Source organism: Ruegeria sp. Alg231-54 (assembly GCF_900143525.1).
GTDB lineage: Bacteria > Pseudomonadota > Alphaproteobacteria > Rhodobacterales > Rhodobacteraceae > Ruegeria.
The window spans coordinates 37,363-60,251 of the sequence record NZ_FREZ01000003.1; the positions used below are offsets into that span (position 1 = coordinate 37,363).

Below are 22,889 nucleotides of genomic sequence, written 5' to 3' on the forward strand. Positions count from 1 at the left end.
GTCGTATGCGGGCAAGTAAGTCTGTCCGGAGTCGGACGCCCTTTGAACCTGTAATACGTTCGGTTCAAAGGGCCATAGGGTCAGAAGTAACGCAGCCAAATATAGACGTTCGCGATCATCAGGGTCAGGATCATGATCGGGAATGCAATTTTGGCGAAGGCGATGAAGCCGATGGGCTGCTTGGCCTTTTCTGCAAAAGCAGCCACTGTAAGGTTGGCGCTTGCCCCCAACAGTGTGCCGTTGCCGCCCAGACAGGCGCCAAGCGCCAGCGACCACCAAAGGGGTTCAATCGCGTCTTCGCCGCCAAATGTGTCCGCGGTGGATTCGATCAGAGGGATCATCGTTGCCACAAATGGGATGTTGTCCAGAATGGCCGACAGGATGCCAGAGGCCCAGAAGATGAAGAACGCGGTCCACATCATGTCGCCTTGGGTCAGCTCCAGCACTTTCTCACCGAAGAACGCCAACAGGCCAACATGTTCAACACCGGCAACGATGACAAACAGCCCGCCGAAGAAAAAGATTGTGACCCACTCAACCTCACCAAAAATGTGGTGAACCGACTCCGACTGTTCTTCACCACTTTGATGGCCATAAGCCAGCAGCATCAACAGGCCCGCACCTGCCAATGCTGACGTACCGGGCTGAATGCCGTAGCCATGGCCCAGCGTGAACCCGAGCAAAACCAGAGCCAAAACGGCCAGAGATTTGATCATCAGGACTACATCGGTGACCGCCTCGGATTCATTGAACCCCATGATCCGATCGCTGGCCGATTTCGGAATGCTGGCCAGTTCCTTGCGGTTCATAAGGTAAATAATGCCGGTCAGGACAACCAGACATATGGCCGAGATAGGCGCCAGGTTCACCACGAAATCGTTGAAGCTCAGCCCTGCGGCCGAGCCAATGATGATGTTGGGCGGGTCACCGATCAGCGTCGCTGTTCCCCCCACGTTCGAGGCCAGGATCTCGGCGACAAAGAACGGGAACACACGTGTTTCCAGGGCTTCAGTGATCAGCAGCGTAATCGGGGCGATCAACAAAACTGTCGTTACGTTGTCCAGCAGGGCCGAGAACACCGCCGTAATCAGCGTTAGCATGATCAAGATGCCGGTTGGATTGGCTTTCACCGCTTTTGCGGCCTTGATCGCTACGTATTGGAACAATCCGCATTTGCTGGTGATCCCCACGATGACCATCATGCCGATGAGCAGTGCCAGAGTGTTGGCGTCCACACCCGCCACGGCCTGTTCCTGATTGATGATGCCAAACAAGACCATCAGCGATGCACCCAACATCGTCAGAATGGCGCGGTTGACCTTTTCGGTGATCAGGACCGCATATACCAAAATCAGAATTCCGGTCGCGATCCAAAGCGGATCAATACCCAATAGTTGCGGAACAGAGAGAGCGGCCTCTCCGTGTGACGTCGAATGCGTAGCCAAAGTTTTAGTCCGGTTTGTATAGGGTTAGCTGAGTGCGCGATCCAAAAGCGAGTTGGCGCTTACGGTGCCAACGAAACGGTTGGTTTTGGGCTCAACAAGGATCACGTGCCGTTTGTATTTGTAGATCAGGAAGATACCTTCCATCACCGGCGTGTCAGGTGCAGCAACGGGGATGTTCGAGGGCCTCGATATGTTGTCGCGAACCTTTTCGGTCTTCAGCCGCTCCATCTGTTGTTCGAAATCTTCCCGCGTCAGGTTCATGAAGCTGAGCGAGTCGATCGCGACGCGCGACGCATCATCATTCAGACCGATTGTCGCCGCCTTCGGCAGAATCAGCTTCAGCAGCGTCGGGGCGGTAAAGACGCCAACATAAGTTCCGTCTTCAGCCACGACAGGCAGAAACCGTGCCCGGCTGCCCCTGATGATGTTGAAAGCCGTGGCGATGCTTTCATCCGGCAGAATGGTCTTTTGTACCTCAGGCGGTACCATCACGTCATAGCAGGTTAGGCCCATGCTTTTCCTCTGACTTCACGCGGCTATCGGGTGAAACGCCATCCAACAGCCACAGGGCACGCCCTTTTTCGGCTTGTTAAAGCGTGTCAGGGCGAATCAAAATTTGTTGATGCGCACTGATTCCATTGCCGGGCGGAATTGACCAGCCCGGTAATGAAATTAAGTTGTTATCCTTCCGTTATTCGCAATGTAGGCCAATAACGGAAGGTTGGTTTCAGCTTGGGTTTGCGTCTGAGGCGTTTTGTGCCTCAGCTTTCGTTTCCGAAATAACCGGGGCTGCCTTCGAGGCGAGGAAAGCCGTAGTCCCTCAAAGGCGCGGGTCAGCTGTAATTCGGTGCGCGTTTTTGCAGTTTGGCCGCAACGCTTTCGGCGAAATCCGGGGATTGTAGCTGCGCGGCAAAAATCTTGATTTCTGCGGCCATGTGTCCGGCCACTTCGTCACGCTGATTGCGGATCAGGGCCTTTGACTGCTTGAGCGCAACTGGGGATGAGGCTGCAATGGCTTTTGCGATCTCCTGGACTTTGCTCATCAACTCACCGTCGGCAAAGACCCGCGCGACCAACCCGTGGTTCAGGGCATCGGACGCCGTCAGAACTCGCCCGGCCAGCAAGACGTCATTGGCGACAGCCATACCGAGGGACGCAGGCAGCAACATCGAAGAACCGGCCTCGGGCACCAGACCCAGTTGGACAAATGGAGCGCTGAATGTAGCGCTGTTCGCGGAATAGACCAGATCGCAGTGCAGCAGCATGGTCAGGCCAACACCAATTGCAGAACCGTTGACTGCAGCGATCAGGGGTTTCGGACAATCCCGGATCGCATTCAAGAACCGAATAATCGGATTTTCAGCGTCACCCGCCGGAAGACCGCCTGTCATAAAGTCCTGCAGGTCATTCCCGGCCGTGAACATATCGCCTTCACCAGTGATGACCAGCGCCCGGGCTTGATCGGTTTGACCGTATTCTTCGATGGCTTCAGCTATCGCGGTATACATGGCAAAAGTGATAGCGTTTTTCTTGTCTGTGCGAGAAATCGTGACTGTGGTGACGCGATCCTGAGTGCTGACGATGATATGTTCGCTCATGGCGTTATTCCTTGGATGTCCGGCGGAATTTGTGCCGCGTCGGCTGTGGGTTTCCTGCATGTGGGCAAGTTCGTATGCGGGCAAATAGCCTGCGTCAACAAATCAGGGCGGTTACCTCACGTCGCCGGGTGAGTGTGCCAGATTGATCCCCACTGCTGAATTCAGTGGTGCCTTAACTTTGCAGCGCAGTTACGAATTTTTTTACATCTGGTGGAGATCTACGTCTTTTTGCGTAAGCTATCCGGTAACCCTGCCGCAAAGGGATCGGCGACATGCTCATCCTTATGAGGGTCTCCGACTTTAAATCCATCGCCGCCATTTCTACTGTACAAGCGCCCTCAGGAATAGGCGCTTTCCGCCGGGCAATCCGTTTTCGGTCAGAGTTTTTGAATTTCTTATGCTCTCCAAAAAGGCTATCCATTTATAAAACCCTGTTTCAAGCCCTGCTCAGGATAACAGGAAGGGAGGGTCGAAGATGCGTGATGTCTTAAACTTGGATTTGTATCCACTGGACCAGCCGGGCAGCACGGCCTGGCACAGCCTGATCGAACGCTGCAAAGCCGATCTTTCTGAGAATGGACTATTTAACCTGCCTGGCTTTGTTCGCGACAGTGCGCTGGAATCGGCGGTGTCTGAGCTGCAACCGGTTTTTGCCGAAGAGGCTTTTGTCCACGCGCGGCGGCACAACATCTATTTCAGGACGTCTATCGAAGGCCTCGGCAGCGACCATCCGGCCCTCACCCAATTTGAGACGTCTAACAGAACGATTTGTGCCGATCAGTTGGGGCAGGCCATTGTGATCCGCCTCTACGATTGGCCGCCATTTGCGCAGTTTCTGGCTGCGGTCATGAAAAAGCCAAAGCTATTTGTGATGGATGATCCGCTGGCCCGCGTGAACGTCATGGCTTACTCAGCCGGGCAGGCCCTGAACTGGCATTTCGACAGGTCCGAATTCACCACAACGCTGCTGTTGCAAGCGCCGTCTGCGGGGGGTGAATTCGAGTACGAAAAGGACCTGCGTAGTGATGACAACCCGAATTACGATGGGGTGGCTGAATTGCTGGAAGGCCGGCGCAAGCCCACGCTCATGAAACTGCAGCCGGGGACTTTGAATATCTTCAAAGGCAAAAACACGGCGCACCGCGTCTCGCCTGTTCAAGGCGACCGCGACCGTATGATCGCCGTGTTTTCCTTTTATGATCGGCCAAACGTTCAGTTCACACACGAAGAACGCATCGGGTTTTACGGGCGCGCGTCGTGAGCCGGGATTGCGCATGCCTGACCCGTAACTAGTGTCCGGATCGTTGATCCCGACACCGCTACAGCCTCTGACTGCGTCGTTCTGTTGGGAATTCTAGAAGAAATCTGGCTGAGTTTCCAAACGGGCGAATGCCGCGAGCACCGAAACGAAAAAACCAAGTTTCCGAGAAACCTTTGTGCCCCCGGCGATGTTCAGCCCGCTCTGGATTTCCATGCCAAAACGGGCTGCCCTGTCAGGTCATAGGCATTCCGCCAATGTTTTTGCGATGTTCCGGATCATTTGCGGGTACAGCTTAGCCCCGGGTTCAAGATCAGAACCTAGTGGATCTATCACACCGGTATTCGCTTCGGTTCCGTCCAAGACAGTGGCGACGATGCCTGGGTTGAATTGCGGCTCTGACAGAACACAATTGATCCCTTCTTCGCGAATGCGCCCCTGAATCTCAGAAATCCGCGCCGGGCTTGGATCTGACGCGTCACTAAGCGAAATCGCACCCGACGCGGGGAAGTCGAAGGCGTTTTCGAAATACTGATAAGCATCGTGGAAAACGATGAAGTTACTGCCGCGTACAGGTTCCAGAGTTGCACTCACTTCAGCGGAGAGGGATGCCATCTCTTCGCGGGCAGTCGCCGCGTTTGCGAAATATGCACCCGCATTGTCCGGGTCCGCTGCGGAAAGCTGCGCGGCAATCACGTTCAGCCAGGTGTCGGCGTTTTTGGGCGAAAGCCAGGCATGCGGATCATGATCGCCATGCGCGTGGTCATGGTGGTCGTCGTGTTCAGCATGATCCTCGTGATCGTGGTCTTCATCCGCGGCATGCTCTTCGTGGTCATGATCGTCATGGTCTTTGTCGTCGGCATGATCCTCGTGACCATGATCGTCATGGTCCTCCTCTTCAGCGTGATCTTCATCGCCATGATCATGCGCTTCAAACAGCGCGTTCTCGCGGAAATCCAGTAGGACGGTGCCATCCGTTTCGAGCAGGGGGGTGACTGTCGCTCCGTTGGCCAGGTTCTCGACTGCGCCTTCCATCCATGGGGTCAGGTCCTCGCCCATCCAGAATACCAAATCCGCATTCTGCAGGGCAGCCGCCTCGGAAGGGCGGAGGTTGTATTCATGCGGGGACGCGCCGACTTGTACGATCAGGTTCGGTGCGCCAACACCTTCCATCACGCGCGCCACCAATGAGTGCACCGGAGCAATATCAACGGCAACATTTGGGACATCGGCCTTCGCTGTGCCCCCCATCAACGCAGCCGTGACCGAAACAGGAAGAAGCTTTCTGGACATCAAACCCTCTATGTGATTTTATAACGTTGCGAGTGGCATATATGATATGGAATAACATGACAAGTGAGATGAGACCTGCACCTGCTGAAGACTCCGCCCTTGTCGGATTCCAAAAGCACGACCACGCGCACTGCGTCGAAAGTAGCCTGACCGTTGCCGAGACCCGGTGCAAAGAAGAAGGTCTGCGGCTGACTCCCGTGCGGCGCAAGGTTTTGGAGATGCTGCTGCAGGAACATCGGGCCTTGGGTGCCTATACAATTCTTGATCGATTGCGCGACGAAGGCTTCGGATCGCAGCCACCAGTGGCTTACCGCGCCCTCGATTTTCTTGTCGAGAACGGGTTTGTCCACAAAATCGAACGTTTGAACGCATTTGTCGCCTGCGCACATCCCGGGGCAACGCATTCCCCGGCCTTCATGATTTGCAGGAAATGTGATGCCGTGGCCGAAACACATTCAACACCCGCGAAGGGAGAGCTGGGCGCAGCCGCGCGGGCAGTGGGTTTCGAGATCGAGCGGACCGTCGTAGAAGCCGAAGGCGTTTGCCCCGACTGCACCGAAAAGGCGTAGAAATGAACCTGATTACCGTAGAAGACCTCAGCGTTAGCTATGGGGCCAATACCGTGTTACGGCACATTAACATGGAGGTCGAACCTGGTGAAATCGTGACCATTGTCGGCCCTAACGGTTCGGGTAAGACAAGTCTGCTGCGCGCCATAATAGGTGCAATCAAACCGTCTGTCGGGCAGGTAAAGCGAAAGCTGGGGCTGAGAATTGGCTACGTCCCGCAAAAGCTGCATATCGACCCGACCCTGCCGATCACCGTCGAACGGTTTATGCGGCTAACCCATCGTGCGTCGAAGAAAGATTGCGCGACTGCGCTGGAAACGGCCGGTGTGCCCGATCTGCTCAAGCGCCAGATGTCACAGCTTTCGGGCGGGCAATTCCAGCGCGTGCTGCTGGCGCGGGCTTTGATCAACCGACCCGAAATCCTGTTGCTGGATGAGGCCACGCAAGGGTTGGATCAGCCCGGGTCGGCTGCGTTTTATCGCCAGATCGAAGACGTGCGTCAGGAAACAGGGTGCGCTATCATCATGATAAGCCACGAGCTCCACGTGGTGATGAGCGCCTCGGACCGGGTGATCTGCCTGAACGGCCATGTCTGTTGCGAGGGCTCACCTGCGGTTGTGGCCTCGGCCCCCGAATACCGCGCGTTGTTCGGAACCGGAACAGGTGGAGCGCTTGCCCTTTACCGCCATGATCATGATCACAACCACGATCATCATCATGACCATGGAACAGATTCACAGGAAGCCGCAGAATAATGCTTGATGATTTCATGACCCGAGCCACGCTGGCCGGTGTAGGCGTAGCCTTTGCTGCGGCGCCGTTGGGGTGTTTTGTGGTGTGGCGCCGTATGGCCTATTTCGGCGATGCCACAGCGCACGCAGCCATTCTTGGCGTAGCCTTGTCGCTGACATTTCAGATGTCGGTTTTTACAGGTGCGCTGGCCGTCGCCTTGTTGATGGCGCTGACCGTAACGCTGTTGGCAGGTCGTGGGTACGCAATGGATACGTTGCTGGGGGTTATGGCACATTCCGCCCTGGCATTTGGTCTTGTGGCGGTTTCATTCCTCTCCGGTGTCCGGATTGATTTGATGGCCTATCTGTTTGGCGACATTCTGGCCGTATCCCGTTCGGATCTGGCCGTCATCTGGTGTGGTGCTGCACTTGTCGTAATTTTGATTGCCTGGCGTTGGTCCCAGCTGTTGACGGCGACGTTGAACGAGGAACTGGCCTATGCCAGCGGGTTCAACCCCAAGCGCGAACAACTGATATTGACGCTCGCATTGGCTATCACGGTGGCAGTCGCCATCAAGGTCGTGGGTGTTCTGCTAATAGCGGCGATGCTCATCATACCAGCCGCTGCGGCGCGCAATCTGGCGCGGTCACCGGAAACGATGGCCCTGATTGCAGCGGCAATCGGGGCGACGTCTGCTGTGGCCGGGTTGCGGGCGGCTTATGTATTCGACACGCCGGCCGGGCCCTCGATTGTCTGTGTCGCCGCCATTTTGTTTGCCTGTTTCAGCCTGCTTGGTTGGCAGCGTCATAATAAGTCCTGAAAGCAGCCCAATGACGGAACCAACAGGATGCCGCAGGTGGCGTCCTCGTGCACGCTGTCCTCGGTGTCAGATGGTCGACTTTCAAATTCGCCGTCTTGACACATTTGCGCGTGCCCCTTCTCGGCGGGTTTGCGGTTCAAGAAAACCGTGTGGCTACCGTGCACGGCGTTGCTGTGACGCGCCAATCGCATTGTGTTTCCGTCGATACAGTTGTTTAATCCCGCCATCACACCGCGGGATCAAACACCTAGACAAATCCCCCTGCGCATAAGAACCTGTGACCAAACAAAAACAGGGAGAAGATTGATGAAACTGATTGCTGGCCCAGCTCTAGCCTTACTTTTCTCAACAACCTCGGTGCTTGCTGCGGGCGATGGGACCTGCGCAAAGGGTAAGACCCTTACAGAGGGCAACCTGACAATCGCAACAGGTAATCCGGCCTACTATCCCTGGGTTATGAATGACGCGCCCGAAAGCGGTGAAGGATTTGAAGCTGCCGTTGCTTATGCCATCGCCGAAAAAATGGGCTTCGGCCAGGACAATGTCACCTGGGTTCGCACAAGTTTTGACGAGGCTATTCAGCCCGGCGCGAAGAACTTTGACTTTAACATGCAGCAGTACTCGATTACTCCCGAGCGGGAAGAAATGGTTGATTTCAGCCTGCCATATTACACCTCGGCCATGGCGGTTTTGACAACCCAGAACGTTGTCGATGCAGGCGCAGAAGCAACATTGGACGGACTCAAGGATTTAAAGTGGGGCGCTGTGGCCACGACAACAGCGATCCCAATGCTGAAGGACGTGATCCAACCTTCGAGTGAACCGCTGCTTTACAACGACAATGCTGATGTGAATGCGGCCATCATGGCCGGCCAGATCGATGCCGCAATTTATGACCTGCCTACGGCACTCTATCTGTCGGCCGTCGTGGTCGAAAACGGTGCATTGCTTGGCCAGTTCCCTGCGGGGCAATCCGAAAGTCCTGATCAGTTCGGCGTTTTGATGGAAGACGGCAACGCGTTGAAGGAATGCGTCAACGCGGCCATCACAGAACTGACCGAAAGCGGCGAGCTTGCGGCGATTGAAACCCAATGGCTGTCCGAGGCTACAGGTGTGCCGGTCATCGAGTAGATGGAAGAAACGTCATTGCAAAAAGACTCGGTTGAGCACTCTGCCGCGACGCCAACGCGTCGCGAGGTTTATGAAGCTGAGGTACGGCGTCGCTCAAATCGCATCGCGCTGATTTCGGTGGTCAGCGTGACCCTTGCCATCTTCGTCCTCGTCCCGCTCGCCCCCGGTTGGGAGGCCGTACAACGCTCGTTTTTCAACGGCCGGGTCTTCGCCGAGACGTTTCCCGGATTGCTCGAAGCCTTTCTGATGAACGTGATGATTTTTGCGTGGTCCGCACCGCTTATCGCGATCACGGGACTGGTTATCGCGCTGTGTCGAGACACGCGCGCACCTGCACTTTTTCCGCTACGGCTGTTCGGCATTGCATATACGGACATCTTCCGTGGCCTGCCGGTGGTTCTTGTTATCTACATTATTGGCTTTGGCGTGCCCGGGTTGGGCCTGCCGAGGCCTTGGAACAGCCCCTACATTTGGGGCACGCTGGCGCTGGTTTTGGTCTATTCGGCCTATGTGGCCGAGGTGATCCGCTCGGGCATTGACTCGATCCATCAGTCGCAGCGATCCGCCGCAGCCTCGTTGGGGCTAAGCGATCAGGACACCATGCGCTATGTGGTCCTGCCGCAAGCCATACGAAACGTCGTTCCTGCCAATATGAACCTGTTCATCGCTCTGCAGAAGGACGTGGCGCTATTGTCCTTTATCGGCCCGGTTGAGATTTTCCGTCAGGCTGGTGTTTACAAATCGCTCTATGCCAATTTTACGCCTTATGTGGGCGCAGCGCTTATCTTTCTTGCGCTGACCATACCAGCCACACGGTATGCGGACTACCTTATGAACAAGCAGAACAGGGCCCGTACATGACAGCAAAGTTATCCTTGCGAATGGTGCGGAAACGGTTCGATGATCACGAGGTATGCAAGGGCATTGACCTGGATGTGGCTGAGGGCGAGATGGTGTGCCTGATTGGCGCTTCAGGTTCTGGCAAATCCACACTCTTGCGCTGCATGAACCTGCTTGAACCCATCGATGACGGCGAGATCTGGCTGGACGGGAAAGACATCTCTGAACCGGGACTGGACCCACAGCCAGTGCGTCAACAGATCGGCATTGTGTTCCAGAGCTATAACCTTTTTCCCCACATGACGGCGGCGGAAAATGTGATGCTCGCACCGCGTCGTGTGCACGGACTGAGCAGAGAAGACTTACGCCCGAAGGTGACCCAGCTTTTCACGCGCTTTGGGCTGGGTGACCGGATGGAACACTATCCAGACCAGCTATCGGGCGGTCAGCAGCAGCGAGTGGCTATCATCCGTGCGCTGGCGATGGAGCCGCAGATCATGCTGTTTGACGAGATTACAAGCGCGCTGGATCCCGAGTTGGTAGGCGAGGTTTTGGACGTGCTGAGGGACCTGCGAAAGCAGGGTATGACCATGGTACTTGCCACGCATGAAATGGGTTTTGCACGCGAGCTGGCAAACAAAGTGTGTTTCCTTGATGCCGGACGCATCCTGGAGCAAGGCCCGCCCGAGGTGCTCTTTTCCCAACCACGCGAACCGCGCACCAAGGCGTTCCTGTCACGCGTGCTGTGATGTCGCGGACGTCCTGCGATTTAAGAAATGCTGCGCTAAGGGTGATATCGAAAAACTGGCAGGCCGCTGGCGCAAAAGACGCGCTGCAGTGGGCGACCGACCTCTGGCAGCAAGAACTCTGAGCGATCTTACGCAAGTCGCGCTCACCAGCCGGGATCACAAGTTGTCGAACAGACGCCCAGGCAGCGCTTCGTGACGCGGTAGGTTCAGCGCTTTAAGCAGTCCAAAGACCATCCCTTGATTGGAGGTAATGACGGGTTTGTTCAGCGCGGCCTCAATCCGTTCAATCGCCTCGACCGAGCGCATGTCTGTGCAGCTTAGGACGACTGCCTGCGCCTCCGGGTGATCAGCCCTGCACGCCAGATCGAACACCTCGTCCGGGGTCAGTTCACCTTGGCCATAATTGCCAAGCTCGCGGCCGACATCGGCACATTTGACGGTTTCAATGCCGTTGAGGGCCATGAAATCCATCGCCTGGGCATTGATCTCGCCCAAATAAGGCGATGAAAAGCCGACCTTTGTTGCGCCGACAGCCTTGATCCCAGTGATCAACGCCCCTGCAGCGGTCAGCGAAACTGCACCCGAGCCCACTTTGATCTGCTGGGCCAGCTCTGCATCAAAAGACGGTCCGTGGGTCAGCGTCGCCGAGGTGCAGCCATACAACACCACATCGGGGCGTATGCCCGAGATCATCCGCAGGTCGTGAGTGATATCCGATGCGCCCAACCCCGCCATCTGATCCGAGCCGGGGATTTCATCCACGTCATACCCGCCCATGCGTTGAAAATGGACTGTGGTGTTGGGTGGCCTCAACAACTCCATATCCGGTTCGAGGTTGGTGTTGGTGAAGGGTACCAGAACACCGATTTTGGCTGCGGTTCGTGTTTCGGTCACTTCAATGCTCCCTTCAGGGCGGTCAGGCACCGATCCATGATCGGCGTCTCGCAGATTGTGGCGCGCAAGCAGTCGGTTAAGCCGTATCCTCCCATGCCGCGCACTAGTAGGTCGTCCGCCCGCAGCGCCGCGTCTGCCCGTTGCGCATCCTGCGTTGAGGCAAAGCGCAATAGCACAAAGTTTGTGTGACTTTGAGGAACGATTAGGCCCAACGCACGACATTCCACGGCAAATCGTTCACGGATTTCAGTCGTGCGGGCAACCACATTTTGCATATGCGCCTGATCGCGGGTCGCGGCAGTTGCCGCCGCCTGTGAAGCGATGGAAATATTGTTTGGATTAAGCAATTTGCGCAGTTCAGCCGCAGTCTCGGGCGGGAAGTACCCCCATCCTATACGCGCTCCCGCCAGGCCATAGGCCTTGGAAAAGGTGCGCAGGATCACGGTGTCCCCTTGATCGGTCAGCGCGAAGATGTCGGCCGGATCATGTATGTGATCGGAAAACTCGGCATAAGCCTGATCGACGACCAGCAGAACATCGGTGGGCAGTTCATCGCGCAGACGAAGGATTTCGGAATTGGGGATCAGGGTGCCGGTCGGGTTGCCAGGGTTGCAGACAAAGACGATCCGCGTTTCAGGTGTGACCACGGCGATGATATCGTCGACGGATACGGTCAGATCTACTTCACGCGCCTTGACGTAATCGGCCTGAACCTGAGCTGCTGCTGAGGCGACAAACGCATATCCGTAATCTGTGCCAAGGACCCGATCACCGCGTCCGGCATAGGCGCGGATCAAACAGCCGATCAGCTCCATCGAGCCTGCTCCGCACAGCACCCTGGCCGGATCGAGCCCATGCACATCGGCAATTGCTGTGCGCAGTTCCGACCATTCCGGATCAGGATACAATTGCAGATCGGCCATTGCGTCACGACCCGCCTTGATGGCAGCGGGGCTTGCGGGAAAGGCGCTTTCGTTCTGGGCCAACGAGATAGTGTTTTCGCCGCCGAGGTCGGCCAGCGCATAGGCCGCCATTGCACTTATGTGGGGAACCGGGCGGATCATGATGTGCCCCCATAGGATTTTGCGCCTTCTGCGCTGATCAGACCGCGCTTGAGGTCTAGGGAGATTGCCTGCGGGTCCCGCTCGGCCGGGTTGCCAAAACCACCGCCCCCAGGGGTTTCAAAGATCAGGTAGTCGTCAGCTTCAACGCGCAGTTCTCCTTTGCCTGGGATATCATTTTCGCCGCCAAGAAAACGAATGCGTCCGGGTGCGCCGGGTTTTCCACCCATGCGTCCGAGGGCGGGGAATTTGAGGCGCTCAACCGACAGGAACACCAGAAAGGGTGCACCGTTCGCAGAGGTCATCTCGATCCGTTGGCCGAGACCGCCGCGATACTTGCCTGCACCTCCTGAATCCTGGCGTAGTTCGCGTTTCCAGATTGTGACCGGGGCCACGCTTTCCGTGATCTCGACCTGAGATCCGAACACGCCCGAGGGGTAGGCTGTGGCAGACAAACCATCCGCATGTGGCCGTGCGCCAGTGCCGCCATTGTGCACAGGCTCGACCGCAAATTCCTGACCTCCATCGCGTGCCACTTCGGGTGCGTGCCGCATCGGCAGATCGAACATGCAAGATGCGCCCTCGGCGGGGACCTGATCTGGCAGGGCCTGATGCAGGCATCCAAGCACCAGATCTGGTGTTACCTGTCCTAGCGTGTGCCGCATTGCCACCGGGGCGGGGCGTTGTGCATTGAGGATGCAGCCTTTTGGGCCGTCCACGGTAAACGGCTCCAGCGATCCGGCGTTGTTGGGGATGTCAGACCCGACGATGCAGCGCAGGGCGAAGACTGTATAGGCGGTCGCATAGTTCAGCGGCACATTGATACCCTTGCCCGAACAACCCGACGTTCCCGTGAAATCCACATGCATGCCCGTTTTGCTGACCGTTAGGGTGGCGTGCAGTTCCAGTTCTTTTTCATAACCGTCCATCCTCAGAACGTTTCTATAGGTGCCTGTGGGCACTTCAGCGATGGCTTCAAGCGTGCCTCGGCGCGAGGTGTCGATGATGTAGCCGCCCAGTTGATCAAGATCGTCGATTCCGAATTCATCCATCATACCGAGCAGCCGGTTCACGCCCGCTTCGCAGCAAGCGATCAGTGCATATATGTCGCCCTCATTCGCAATGGGCTCGCGGCTGTTGGCGCGGACAATGTCCAAAAGCAAGGCGTTCGGGACACCTTGTTCGACCAGTTTGCAGGGTGGGATCAGCAGGCCCTCATCATAGATATCCGACCCTTCGGGTCCCATTCCAAGGCCGCCCAGATCTACAAGATGCGATGTGCATGAAGTAAAGCCGACGACCTTGCCGTTTTTGAAGGCAGGCATCATCAGCAGAAAGTCGTTGAGGTGTCCAGAAGCCAGCCACGGATCATTGGTCATGTAGATATCGCCGGGCTTCATGTGCTGCGCCGGAAAATGACCGCGCAGATGCATCACGGCTTCGGCCATCGTGTTGATGTGTCCGGGCGTTCCGGTAACCGCCTGTGCCAGCATCCGACCCCCGGCGTCAAAGATCCCGGCAGAGATGTCGCCGCATTCGCGCACAATGGGTGAGAACGCGGCGCGGATCAGAGTCTGACCTTGTTCTTCAACCACCGCAAGTAGGCGGTTCCACATGACTTGCAGGCGGGCGGGGGACTGATCGGCAGTCATCATACACCTCCTTTCTGATCTTGGATAAGGATGAGGTTTCCAATGGCATCCACATGCGCCGAGAAGTCGGATGAGACCAAAGTCGTCGTTTGCGGTTCCGTGATCAGCGCCGGGCCGCAAACCCTGTCGCCGGGGTTCAGGTTGTTGCGTGGCACAAAACCAGCCTGCTTTGTCTGACCATCTACATCGCAGGTGATGGCACGGGTCTGGATCGGCATGATCGTTTTCAGAACTGGTGTTTCCGGCAAATCTGGAACATCCGCATCTGGGGTTGCGACGCGGACAGCCCAGTTCAGGATCTCGATTTGCATTCCCGGCACGGGACGCGAGAATTGTTTACGGTATTCCGCCTCGAACGCATCAGTCAGCGGCTCTATGTCTTCGAATGTTAGGTCGCGATCGGGCAGGGCAATCTCGATCTCATGGCCCTGACCGTTATAACGCATGAAGGCCGTGCGTTGCGTTTCGGTGGGTGCATCACCTGCGCCTTGCGCAACCACACGGCTTGCCTCGTTGATCATGTCGGAAAACAGGGCGTTGACCCGCTCCAGATCCAGGGATTCAAGTAGAGAGTAGCGTGATCTAACGATCTCAAAACTGACCGGAGCAAATAGAAAGCCGACCGCGGATCCGACGCCCGGATTGGGCGGGATCACGATGCGACGGACCCCTGCGGATCGGGCCACACGACTTGCGTGCAGGGGGCCGTTGCCGCCGAAAGCGATCATTGTGCGCGAACCAAGGTCCTTGCCCGATTCCACTGCATGCATCCGACCCGCACTGGCCATGCTTTCATCGACGATGCGACTGACGCCGTCGGCCGCCCCTGTGGCGTTCGTGTCCAAACGCGTGCCTATGACCTGGCACAGCGCGGCTTCAGACGCTGCGGGGTCAATCTTGATAAACCCTTCGGCAAATGTGTCCGGCACGATATAGCCCAGGGTGATGTCGCTGTCGGTCACGGTTGGCTCGGTGCCACCCCGTCCAAAGGCTGCCGGACCGGGTTCTGATCCGGCCGACTTTGGACCCACAGTCAACCGCTCCAGCCGGTCAACCCCGGCGATTGAGCCGCCTCCCGCGCCGATCTCGATCATTTCGACCACAGGGATACGTACCGGCATGCCCGACCCTTTGATGAACCGCGCGGCCCGCGCGATTTCGAACTGGCGCGAGGTTTGAGGCCGTGCATTGTCAATCAGGCAGAGCTTCGCAGTTGTCCCGCCCATGTCGAAAGATAGAACCTCGTCAATCCCAGACCGCGCTGCGATCCGTGCGGCCAAAATTGCTCCGCCCGCCGGGCCGCTTTCGACCAGCCGGATCGGAAAGCGTGAGGCGGTTTGAACGGTACACATGCCGCCACCAGCTGTCATCACCAGGATTGGGCAGGTCACGCCTTCTGTCTGGAACCGTGAGGCAAAACGCGCCAAATAGCTTTCCATCAGGGGCTGGATGTAGGCATTGGCGACCGTGGTACAAAGCCGGTCGAACTCGCGCGCCTCTGGGCTGACATCAGAGGAAATTGACATAGTCAGGCCCGGGCGCTGTTTGGCCAGTATGTCGCGCAGCCTGCGTTCGTGCGAGGGGTTGGCGTAAGCATGCATCAAACAGATTGCGACCGCTTCTGCGCCGCTGGCATCCAGTGCGGCCAACAGCGCGTCTATCGAACCGGCGTCCAACGGGATCAGCACATTCCCATCGGCAGCCATTCTTTCGCGAATGGTCAGCGCACGTTCGCGTGGTACCAGCAGGTCCGGCTTTTCCAGGTTGATGTCATATTGCGCATATCGCCGCTCATACGCGATTTCCAGAATGTCGCGAAACCCTTCGGTTGTCACGGTCGCCACAACAGCGCCTTGACGTTCGATCAATGCATTGGTCGCCAGCGTCGTTCCGTGGATGAAGCCTGTCACCTCATTCAACGACCGGCCGGATTCCGCCATGACACGTCTTGCGCCCTCCATCGCGCCATCTGCAGGATTTTTGTGCGTCGTGAGCGTCTTGGTCGAAGCCAATATGGTCTCATCGCCCGAGACGAGTACCGTATCGGTAAAGGTTCCGCCGACATCAATGGCCAGGCGTAAGGTTTGAGATGTCATGAGAGTGTCCGAATTGTCCGTTGTCTGGGCAGATGGCAATGGGCGCAGAGCGCCAGACATCATCCACTCACGACGAGGTCACAACCGGTTGCGCGGCGATCCAGAGGGTTAGGACTACAGAGCGTTGTCATATACGCAGTTTGACACGCCCAAGACGTGTCGCAAGTTGGTTTGCGACCAAATCGCCCGGAAGCGACAGAGATGTGCGACTTGATTGCCTAAGCGTTTGTGCATCAACCACCCAGAGTGGTTGATGGTTCGCTCAGGATTTCTTGGAAGGAGCAGCCCTGACCAAAACGCCATCCATTATAAGCGCCTTCAGACTGGTCCGGATCTCGCTTTCCGGGAACTTTCCGATGCTCCAATGCCGGAGTGACCAGACATTACAAAGGAAATACAGATAATTGGCCATCAGCTCTGTGTTCATGGGGCGGAACACTTTCTGCTCGACCCCTTTATCCAGAATGCCTTTCCAGCGGCCCATGAATTCACGCTCCATATCAAATACACGCGCGCGGTTCTCGGCAGACATGGACCGTGTTTCCGAATAGACCAGATTGATATAGCGGCGATTTTCACCAATGTAATCGATGTATCGGTCAACCGCTTTTTCAAGGTTCTGATCGGCGGGGCCGATGAACAGCTCTCCGGTATCGAAAAAGTCGATGATGTCCTGCATGCACATCGTGGTGATCAGGTGCAGTATATCATCCTTGTCCTTGATGTACTTGTACATCAGCGGAACCGACAGCCCGGATGTTTTGGCAATCTCGCGCATCGAAGCATTGCCGAACCCATGCTTGGCAATCACCTTGCACGCGCCTTCAAAGATCTGTCGCCGCCGTTCCTCGGCGGTGTCGGACAGGGCGCGGGGCGGCTTTTCTGCCTGAGTGGATTTTGGCGTTTCCGCCAGTTGCGCTTCGACTGAGAACGTGCAGGTCACTTCCATCAGCGTGGCGGCTTCACCGGGATTGTGCCCGGCCTGAACGATCGAGACACGGTATGAGGTCAGCAGCGAATCTTCTGGCGACATGCGTATGGCCTGAGCCTCGATTTGCCCCTGTCCCGGGGTTGCCAGATTCGTGGCCGAGGTATTGACCAGTATTGGATGCAAAGTGTCGCCGAGACGTCTGAGTTCCTCGCGCGCAGCATCAATCGCCAGCGCAACGCACACGCCATCTAGCTGCGATTTATTAATAAATTCATCAACTTGCGCAGCGGAATACAAAAACACGCGGCTTGCCTCCATAGGACCCTACCTGAGGGCAACATGTTGAAATCCCTATCTCTTGTCCAGTTGGAAATCGTCGCAGTGTCATTGCGACGTAGGGAAAAACAATTCGGGGCTTGACGAAATTGCCGGCCGTATGGGAAAGTTAGTGAACGTTCAATAACGCACCAGGGGACGCCTGCATGAAGTTCAAGATTCTCGCCATTCCATTCGCACGCCAGCATGGCGAGGACACTCAGCTTGCTGGACGTGACCCTGCGCGGTTCAACAAGATGATGCACACGATGCGTGATCAGATGGTCCTTGCCGAAGAGCTGGGTTATGACGGCTTCTGCCTGACTGAGCACCACATGCAGGTCGAAGGCGTTGAATGCACCACGAACCCGCTGTTCTGGAACATGTACATCGCCCAGCACACCAAGAACTTCAAAGTTGGTCAGTTGGGGATGAACCTGACCGCGATGAACCCGATCAAGACGGCCGAAGACATCGCCGTGCTGGACCACATGACCGGCGGCCGCGTCTTCGCAGGGTTCTCGCGCGGGAACACGCCGCGCTGGACGGCGACCATGGGGCAGCACCTGGACATCACCTCGGCTGAATCCGACAAGTCCGAGGCCGACCAGCGCAACCGCCGCGCGCTGTATGAAAACTGGCGCCTGATCAGGTCGCTATGGACTGACGACCTGACCGAACATCAGGGCGAGTTCTGGAACTTCCCGTCGAACGTCGAGTGGGAGTTCAACCCGACAAAGCTTTGGGGTGGTGACAGCCCGGTTGATGAAAACAAGATCCTGCGCAAGTCGGGCATCGTTCCGCGCCCGCTGCAGAAGCCACACCCGAAAGTGTACGCGCCGTTCTCCTACTCGATGGAAACCGCCAAGTTTTGGGCGTCGGAAGGGGCCAAGATGGTATCCTTCGTAACCGCCGATAAAGAAGAATTCATGCCGGTGATCCTTGAGAACTGTCTGAAGGCCGCGCATGAAAACGGGCTGCCGCAAACCACCAACAACGATGTTCTGGCACTGGGTGCGCATCTGATGATGGGCAAGACCCCAGCCAAGACCAAACAGTATCGCGAAATGTTCGATAACCTTTGGTTCTCGGCCTATGACGCGCCGCCGTATCATGTGCCGCTGGGTCGCGTCTGGGATGGTTCGCGTCAACAGGTTCTGGACCAGGTCGGTGAACTGGCCGAGCGGTATCAGATCGACGAATTCTTTGTCTGGCACCACGTGAACTACTTTGGCGACGAGATCGAGCAGGAAGCTCTGATCGAATTCGCCGAAGGCGTCATCAAGCCTCTTAACTGATAAGGGGAAGACCGTGTTCGATCTGCATGAAGTTTGTCAGCTGTCGCCCATCGAAGAGATCATTACGGATTGCGAACAAGGCCGTATGGTAATTCTTGTCGACGATGAAAACCGCGAGAACGAGGGCGATCTGGTGATCCCAGCGGCCTGTGCGGATGCGGCCGCGGTAAATTTCATGGCACGCTTTGGTCGAGGTTTGATCTGCATGGCCATTCCGCCCGAGCGGGCCGAGCAGTTCCGCCTTGGTCCCATGACAGCGTTGAACACGGATCCACATCATACGGCGTTCACCATTTCGGTGGATGCGAATGAAGGCACGACCACCGGCATTTCCGCCAGCGACCGGGCGCGGACCATTGCACTTTTGGTGTCCGACAGCGGCTCTTCGGCAGATCTTGTTTCGCCCGGGCATCTGTTCCCATTGGTGGCGAAACCGCACGGCGTGCTGGAACGCGAAGGCCACACTGAAGCCGCAGTTGATCTGGCCCGCCTATCCGGGCAGGGGGATTCCGGTGTGATCTGCGAAATCATGAATGATGACGGTGAAATGGCGCGCCTGCCGGATCTGCTGGAATTTGGGGCCCGGCACGGCCTTAAGGTCGGCACAATCGAAGACCTCAAACGGTATCGCCAGGACCTGCTTTCCAACAAGGCCGCCTGACAGCCAATACCACCTGCGTTTCAAGACACTCATGACCGAGGATATCCTATGACCGCATTTGCCGAGATCGAAGCCCTGATGCAGGCGTATATCGAAAACCTGCATGACGGAGACATCAGCAAGACCGACCAGATATTTCTGCCAGAATGTGATCTTTGCTGTGCCAACGAGGATGGCAGCTATGTCCACATGACGCTGGAGAAATACAAAGAGGTCATCGGCGGTCGCGAAAGCCCAAAATCCAAAGGCTATCCGGTCTATGGTCACACGATCTCGATCGATCAATCAGGGCCGAATACAGCCTTTGTCAAGATCGACTGCGCCGTGCAACCCCGATACTTCATCGACTACCTGTCGTTGGTCCGCACCGGCGAGGGCTGGAAGATTGCGGCCAAGGTCTATTACGTCCAGCGCACCGAAGACTGATCCCCTTTATCTGATCGAGCCCCCGAATGACCGCCCCCTATTCCCAACTTTCGGCGTGTGCCATGGTGCAGGCCTTTGCCCGGCTAGAGCTGTCTCCGGTCGAGGTCACGCAGGCAGCGCTGGCCCGTATTGAGTCGGTTAACCCTAGGATCAATGCGATTTACCACGTGGATGTCGAGGGCGCGCTTGAAGCGGCCCGGGCGTCCGAAAAACGTTGGCACGACAACATACCAATGGGGCCGCTGGATGGCGTGCCGACAACAGTCAAAGACGCAATGGATTGCATCGGTATGCCTGCCTATCGTGGATCCGCGGCGGGTGAGGCATCGGTCAGCACAACCGATCATCCCACGGTAGCACGCATGCGTGAGGTCGGTTCCGTGATCCTGGGCAAGAATACCATGTGCGATTATGGCATTCTTGCAGGCGGAGTGAGCTCAAAGCACGGGGTTACCCGCAATCCATGGGATGTTTCGCGCACGACAGGCGCATCATCTTCGGGCGCGTCGGCCAGTGTTGCCGCTGGTATCGAGCCGGTTTCGATTGGGACCGACATCGTGGGATCCATTCGTCTGCCGGCCTCGTATTGCGGCCTGGCCGGGCTGAAGCCCAGCCAAGGGCGAGTGCCCTATTACGTCTGCAACAGTCCGGCGATCACGGCGGGGCCTTTGGCCCGCAATTTTGGCGACGTCGCGCTGCATATGAATGTTCTGACCGGAGAGGATACGCGCGATTTCGCGGCTTTGGCACGGGACGGTGTGAACTATGTCTCGCGCCTGACGCGCGGCGACCGCAAAGGCATGTCGGTTCTGGTTATCCCCGAGCTGGGCTTGGGCGAACCGGTGGCGGAAGATGTTGAGGCAGCGCTGGAACGGACGGCACAGGTTTTGCGGGATATGGGCGTTCAGGTCACCTATCTTGAAACCGCACCGTTCAGTCGAGCGGACTGGGGACCCGCCGAGGCGTTCTACAAAATACGTACCCTGTCCGAACTGATGCGCCAACCCGTGGCCGAACAGGCGAAAACGCCCTATATCCGCGACTGGACCAACAATGCACGCGCATTGTCCGCTGTTGAGCATCAGCGGAACTTCGATCACACGCAGGCGTTACGCGAACGTGCGTTGGCGCTGATTGACGGCCATGATTTTGTCCTGCTGCCATCGACACCGGACACCGCCTTTGCTGCCGACCTGCCGGGGTCTGACCCCGATAAGCCGTTCGAAAGCTGGGCCAATACCTTCCTGTTCAACCTCACTGAGCAACCGGCATCCAGCATTCCGGTCGGACTAGACCGCAACGGGTTGCCGATCGGTATTCAACTGGTCGGACGCCGCTTTGACGATCTGGGCGTTTTGCAAATGTCGTGGCGGATCGAACGGGACATCGGAGAAATGCCGCCTGCGCCTCTGTGACGGACGCAGATGCAGAGAACCACATTGAGAGGCAAAAAATGAGCGCAGAAAAAACGACGATTCCCGGTCAGATCATGACGATGCCACTGACGGTGACCAGCATTTTTCGTCATGGCATGCGTGCGCATCCCGAGGCGGAGATTGTCTGGCGTAACTCGGACATGACGATTGATCGCTACAGCTTTGCGGATATGGGGCGACGGACCCAGCAACTGGCCCACGCTTTGACCGAATTGGGTGTGGGGCCGGGTGACCGCGTCGCGACGCTGGCCTGGAACAACAATCGGCATCTGGAACTCTATTATGCATTGGCTTGCATCGGTGCGATTTGCCACACGATCAATCCGCGCCTGCATCCCGATCAGATCGCGTTTATTATCAACGACGCGGAAGACACGCATATGTTCTTCGACACGACTTTTGCGCCGCTGATCGATGCTGTCTCGGCCCGCTGTCCCAGCGTCCAAGCCTGGTTCAGTCTGACTGGCCCGGATCAGGTGCCGCAGATGAAGACTCTGGTCAGTGACTACGAATCTCTGATCGCGGGCAAGCCCGAGGTTTATGACTGGCCCGAACTGGATGAGAACGCTGCCATGGCGCTGTGCTACACATCTGGCACAACAGGCAATCCAAAAGGCGTTCTATATTCCCATCGTGGGACCGTGTTGCACGCCATGGGAGTGTCCGGCGGCGACTGGCTGGCGCTCAGCTCGCGTGATGCCACTTTGCCGGTGGTGCCGATGTTCCACGCCTGTGCCTGGGGTATTCCGTATGCAGCCCTGATGAACGGCACCAAACTGGTTATGCCCGGACCGGGCATGGATCCAGCCCCGCTGCGCGAACTTATGGACGATGAAGAGGTCACGATGATCTCGGGTGTGCCGACTGTCTGGCTGGGCTTGTTCGAATATCTGGATCAGCAGGGCGCCACGCTAAAAACAGTCAAACGCGCGATGATGGGAGGTTCAGCGGCACCTCTGTCACTGATCGAGCAGATCGAAAAAGGCCACGGTATCGAGGTGGTGCATGGCTGGGGTATGACCGAGTTGAGCCCCGTCGGCACGCTTTCGGTGCCCAAATGGGGCGAGGATAAACTGCCAATCGACGACCGCCTTGCGCTGAAAACCAAACAGGGCCGTGCGCTTTATGGGGTCGAGATGCGCATCGTTAATGATGAAGGCGAGTTGCTGCCGCATGACGGCGTTGCCTCGGGTATGTTGCAGGTGCGTGGTCACTGGGTTGCCGAAAGCTATTGGGGTGGGGCCGGTGCTGATGCCTTTACCAACGACGGCTGGTTCATCACCGGTGATGTCGCGGCCATCGACCCGAAAGGCTATCTGCGCCTGACGGACCGAACCAAGGACGTGGTCAAATCGGGCGGCGAGTGGATTTCCTCGATTGATCTGGAAAACATCGCCATGAGCCACCCGGACATTCTGGAGGCCGCCTGTATCGCCGCCAAACACCGCAAATGGGACGAACGCCCATTGATCGTTGCTGTCAAGCGTGACGGATCGGATGTCAGCCGCGAGGACATTCTGGCGCTGTATGACGGCCAGATCGCCAAATGGTGGACGCCCGACGACGTGGTGTTCCACGCCGAGCTTCCGCACACCGCGACCGGCAAAATTTCAAAGCTGCATCTGCGTGAGCAATACGCCGACTACAAGCTGCCCACTGACATTTAATATTTCCTTCAAGGATC

At 57.0% G+C, this 22,889-nt stretch carries 20 protein-coding genes and 1 pseudogene; 12 read left to right on the top strand and 9 right to left on the bottom strand.

Features of this window, described 5'->3' with window-relative positions; all coding sequences use genetic code 11:
- Positions 1-80: 80 nt before the first annotated feature.
- The 3 genes from DHN12_RS07050 to DHN12_RS07060 all read right to left on the bottom strand — a co-directional run bounded on the left by DHN12_RS07050 (position 81) and on the right by DHN12_RS07060 (position 3,043).
- On the bottom strand, positions 81-1,445 hold the full coding sequence (locus tag DHN12_RS07050) for a sodium:proton antiporter (protein WP_108859552.1): 1,365 nt from the start codon (positions 1,443-1,445) through the stop codon (positions 81-83).
- A 24-nt stretch (positions 1,446-1,469) separates the two neighbouring features.
- Complete coding sequence (locus DHN12_RS07055; protein ID WP_108859553.1) at positions 1,470-1,958, bottom strand: HPP family protein; 489 nt, start codon at positions 1,956-1,958, stop codon at positions 1,470-1,472.
- Between the two features lie 320 nt (positions 1,959-2,278).
- Entirely contained in the window at positions 2,279-3,043 is a 765-nt protein-coding gene (locus DHN12_RS07060) for an enoyl-CoA hydratase (protein WP_108859554.1), read from the bottom strand.
- A gap of 475 nt (positions 3,044-3,518) precedes the next feature.
- On the opposite strand from DHN12_RS07060, the gene DHN12_RS07065 reads away from it, so the two are divergent.
- Complete coding sequence (locus DHN12_RS07065; RefSeq protein WP_108859555.1) at positions 3,519-4,304, top strand: 2OG-Fe(II) oxygenase; 786 nt, start codon at positions 3,519-3,521, stop codon at positions 4,302-4,304.
- A 237-nt stretch (positions 4,305-4,541) separates the two neighbouring features.
- On the opposite strand, the gene DHN12_RS07070 is transcribed toward DHN12_RS07065, so the two are convergent.
- Entirely contained in the window at positions 4,542-5,594 is a 1,053-nt protein-coding gene (locus DHN12_RS07070; RefSeq protein WP_108859556.1) for a zinc ABC transporter substrate-binding protein, read from the bottom strand.
- A gap of 56 nt (positions 5,595-5,650) precedes the next feature.
- Between DHN12_RS07070 and DHN12_RS07075 the strand changes: the two genes are divergently transcribed.
- From DHN12_RS07075 to DHN12_RS07105, 6 genes are all read left to right on the top strand, one after another.
- Entirely contained in the window at positions 5,651-6,163 is a 513-nt protein-coding gene (locus DHN12_RS07075) for a Fur family transcriptional regulator (protein WP_108859557.1), read from the top strand.
- Between the two features lie 2 nt (positions 6,164-6,165).
- The gene (locus tag DHN12_RS07080; protein ID WP_108859558.1) at positions 6,166-6,918 is read left to right on the top strand and encodes a metal ABC transporter ATP-binding protein; all 753 of its coding nucleotides are present in this window, start codon (positions 6,166-6,168) and stop codon (positions 6,916-6,918) included.
- The gene (locus DHN12_RS07085) at positions 6,918-7,715 is read left to right on the top strand and encodes an iron chelate uptake ABC transporter family permease subunit (RefSeq protein ID WP_108859559.1); all 798 of its coding nucleotides are present in this window, start codon (positions 6,918-6,920) and stop codon (positions 7,713-7,715) included. Before DHN12_RS07080 ends, DHN12_RS07085 begins: the two co-directional genes overlap by 1 nt.
- A gap of 306 nt (positions 7,716-8,021) precedes the next feature.
- Positions 8,022-8,846 carry an ABC transporter substrate-binding protein gene (locus DHN12_RS07095; RefSeq protein ID WP_373455751.1) on the top strand — a complete coding sequence of 275 codons (825 nt, stop codon included), beginning with the start codon at positions 8,022-8,024 and terminating at the stop codon, positions 8,844-8,846.
- The gene (locus DHN12_RS07100) at positions 8,847-9,707 is read left to right on the top strand and encodes an amino acid ABC transporter permease (protein WP_108859562.1); all 861 of its coding nucleotides are present in this window, start codon (positions 8,847-8,849) and stop codon (positions 9,705-9,707) included.
- Positions 9,704-10,435, top strand: a complete 732-nt coding sequence (locus DHN12_RS07105) for an amino acid ABC transporter ATP-binding protein (protein WP_108859563.1) — start codon at positions 9,704-9,706, stop codon at positions 10,433-10,435. Before DHN12_RS07100 ends, DHN12_RS07105 begins: the two co-directional genes overlap by 4 nt.
- 156 nt (positions 10,436-10,591) lie before the next feature.
- Here the strand turns inward: DHN12_RS07105 and DHN12_RS07110 are convergent, their stop codons facing one another.
- The 5 genes from DHN12_RS07110 to DHN12_RS07130 all read right to left on the bottom strand — a co-directional run bounded on the left by DHN12_RS07110 (position 10,592) and on the right by DHN12_RS07130 (position 17,372).
- Complete coding sequence (locus tag DHN12_RS07110; RefSeq protein WP_108859564.1) at positions 10,592-11,329, bottom strand: Asp/Glu racemase; 738 nt, start codon at positions 11,327-11,329, stop codon at positions 10,592-10,594.
- Positions 11,326-12,393 carry a histidinol-phosphate transaminase gene (locus DHN12_RS07115; RefSeq protein ID WP_108859565.1) on the bottom strand — a complete coding sequence of 356 codons (1,068 nt, stop codon included), beginning with the start codon at positions 12,391-12,393 and terminating at the stop codon, positions 11,326-11,328. The genes DHN12_RS07110 and DHN12_RS07115 overlap by 4 nt, the downstream gene beginning before the upstream one ends.
- A complete protein-coding gene (locus DHN12_RS07120) occupies positions 12,390-14,042 on the bottom strand; it encodes a hydantoinase B/oxoprolinase family protein (RefSeq protein ID WP_108859915.1) in 1,653 nt (550 codons plus the stop codon). The genes DHN12_RS07115 and DHN12_RS07120 overlap by 4 nt, the downstream gene beginning before the upstream one ends.
- Positions 14,042-16,138 (bottom strand): hydantoinase/oxoprolinase family protein, encoded by a 2,097-nt coding sequence (locus DHN12_RS07125; protein ID WP_108859916.1) that lies wholly within the window; start codon positions 16,136-16,138, stop codon positions 14,042-14,044. Before DHN12_RS07125 ends, DHN12_RS07120 begins: the two co-directional genes overlap by 1 nt.
- A gap of 262 nt (positions 16,139-16,400) precedes the next feature.
- Positions 16,401-17,372, bottom strand: a complete 972-nt coding sequence (locus DHN12_RS07130; RefSeq protein WP_159089983.1) for a TetR/AcrR family transcriptional regulator — start codon at positions 17,370-17,372, stop codon at positions 16,401-16,403.
- A 179-nt stretch (positions 17,373-17,551) separates the two neighbouring features.
- Between DHN12_RS07130 and DHN12_RS07135 the strand changes: the two genes are divergently transcribed.
- The 5 genes and pseudogenes from DHN12_RS07135 to DHN12_RS07155 all read left to right on the top strand — a co-directional run bounded on the left by DHN12_RS07135 (position 17,552) and on the right by DHN12_RS07155 (position 22,872).
- The gene (locus DHN12_RS07135) at positions 17,552-18,682 is read left to right on the top strand and encodes an LLM class flavin-dependent oxidoreductase (protein ID WP_108859567.1); all 1,131 of its coding nucleotides are present in this window, start codon (positions 17,552-17,554) and stop codon (positions 18,680-18,682) included.
- A gap of 13 nt (positions 18,683-18,695) precedes the next feature.
- Positions 18,696-19,337, top strand: a pseudogene (gene ribB / locus DHN12_RS07140) (3,4-dihydroxy-2-butanone-4-phosphate synthase); the annotation flags it as partial.
- 54 nt (positions 19,338-19,391) lie between these two features.
- On the top strand, positions 19,392-19,769 hold the full coding sequence (locus DHN12_RS07145; RefSeq protein ID WP_108859568.1) for a nuclear transport factor 2 family protein: 378 nt from the start codon (positions 19,392-19,394) through the stop codon (positions 19,767-19,769).
- Positions 19,770-19,795: 26 nt separating this feature from the next.
- Positions 19,796-21,184 carry an amidase family protein gene (locus DHN12_RS07150; protein ID WP_108859569.1) on the top strand — a complete coding sequence of 463 codons (1,389 nt, stop codon included), beginning with the start codon at positions 19,796-19,798 and terminating at the stop codon, positions 21,182-21,184.
- 38 nt (positions 21,185-21,222) lie between these two features.
- Complete coding sequence (locus tag DHN12_RS07155; RefSeq protein ID WP_108859570.1) at positions 21,223-22,872, top strand: long-chain-fatty-acid--CoA ligase; 1,650 nt, start codon at positions 21,223-21,225, stop codon at positions 22,870-22,872.
- Positions 22,873-22,889 lie beyond the last annotated feature (17 nt).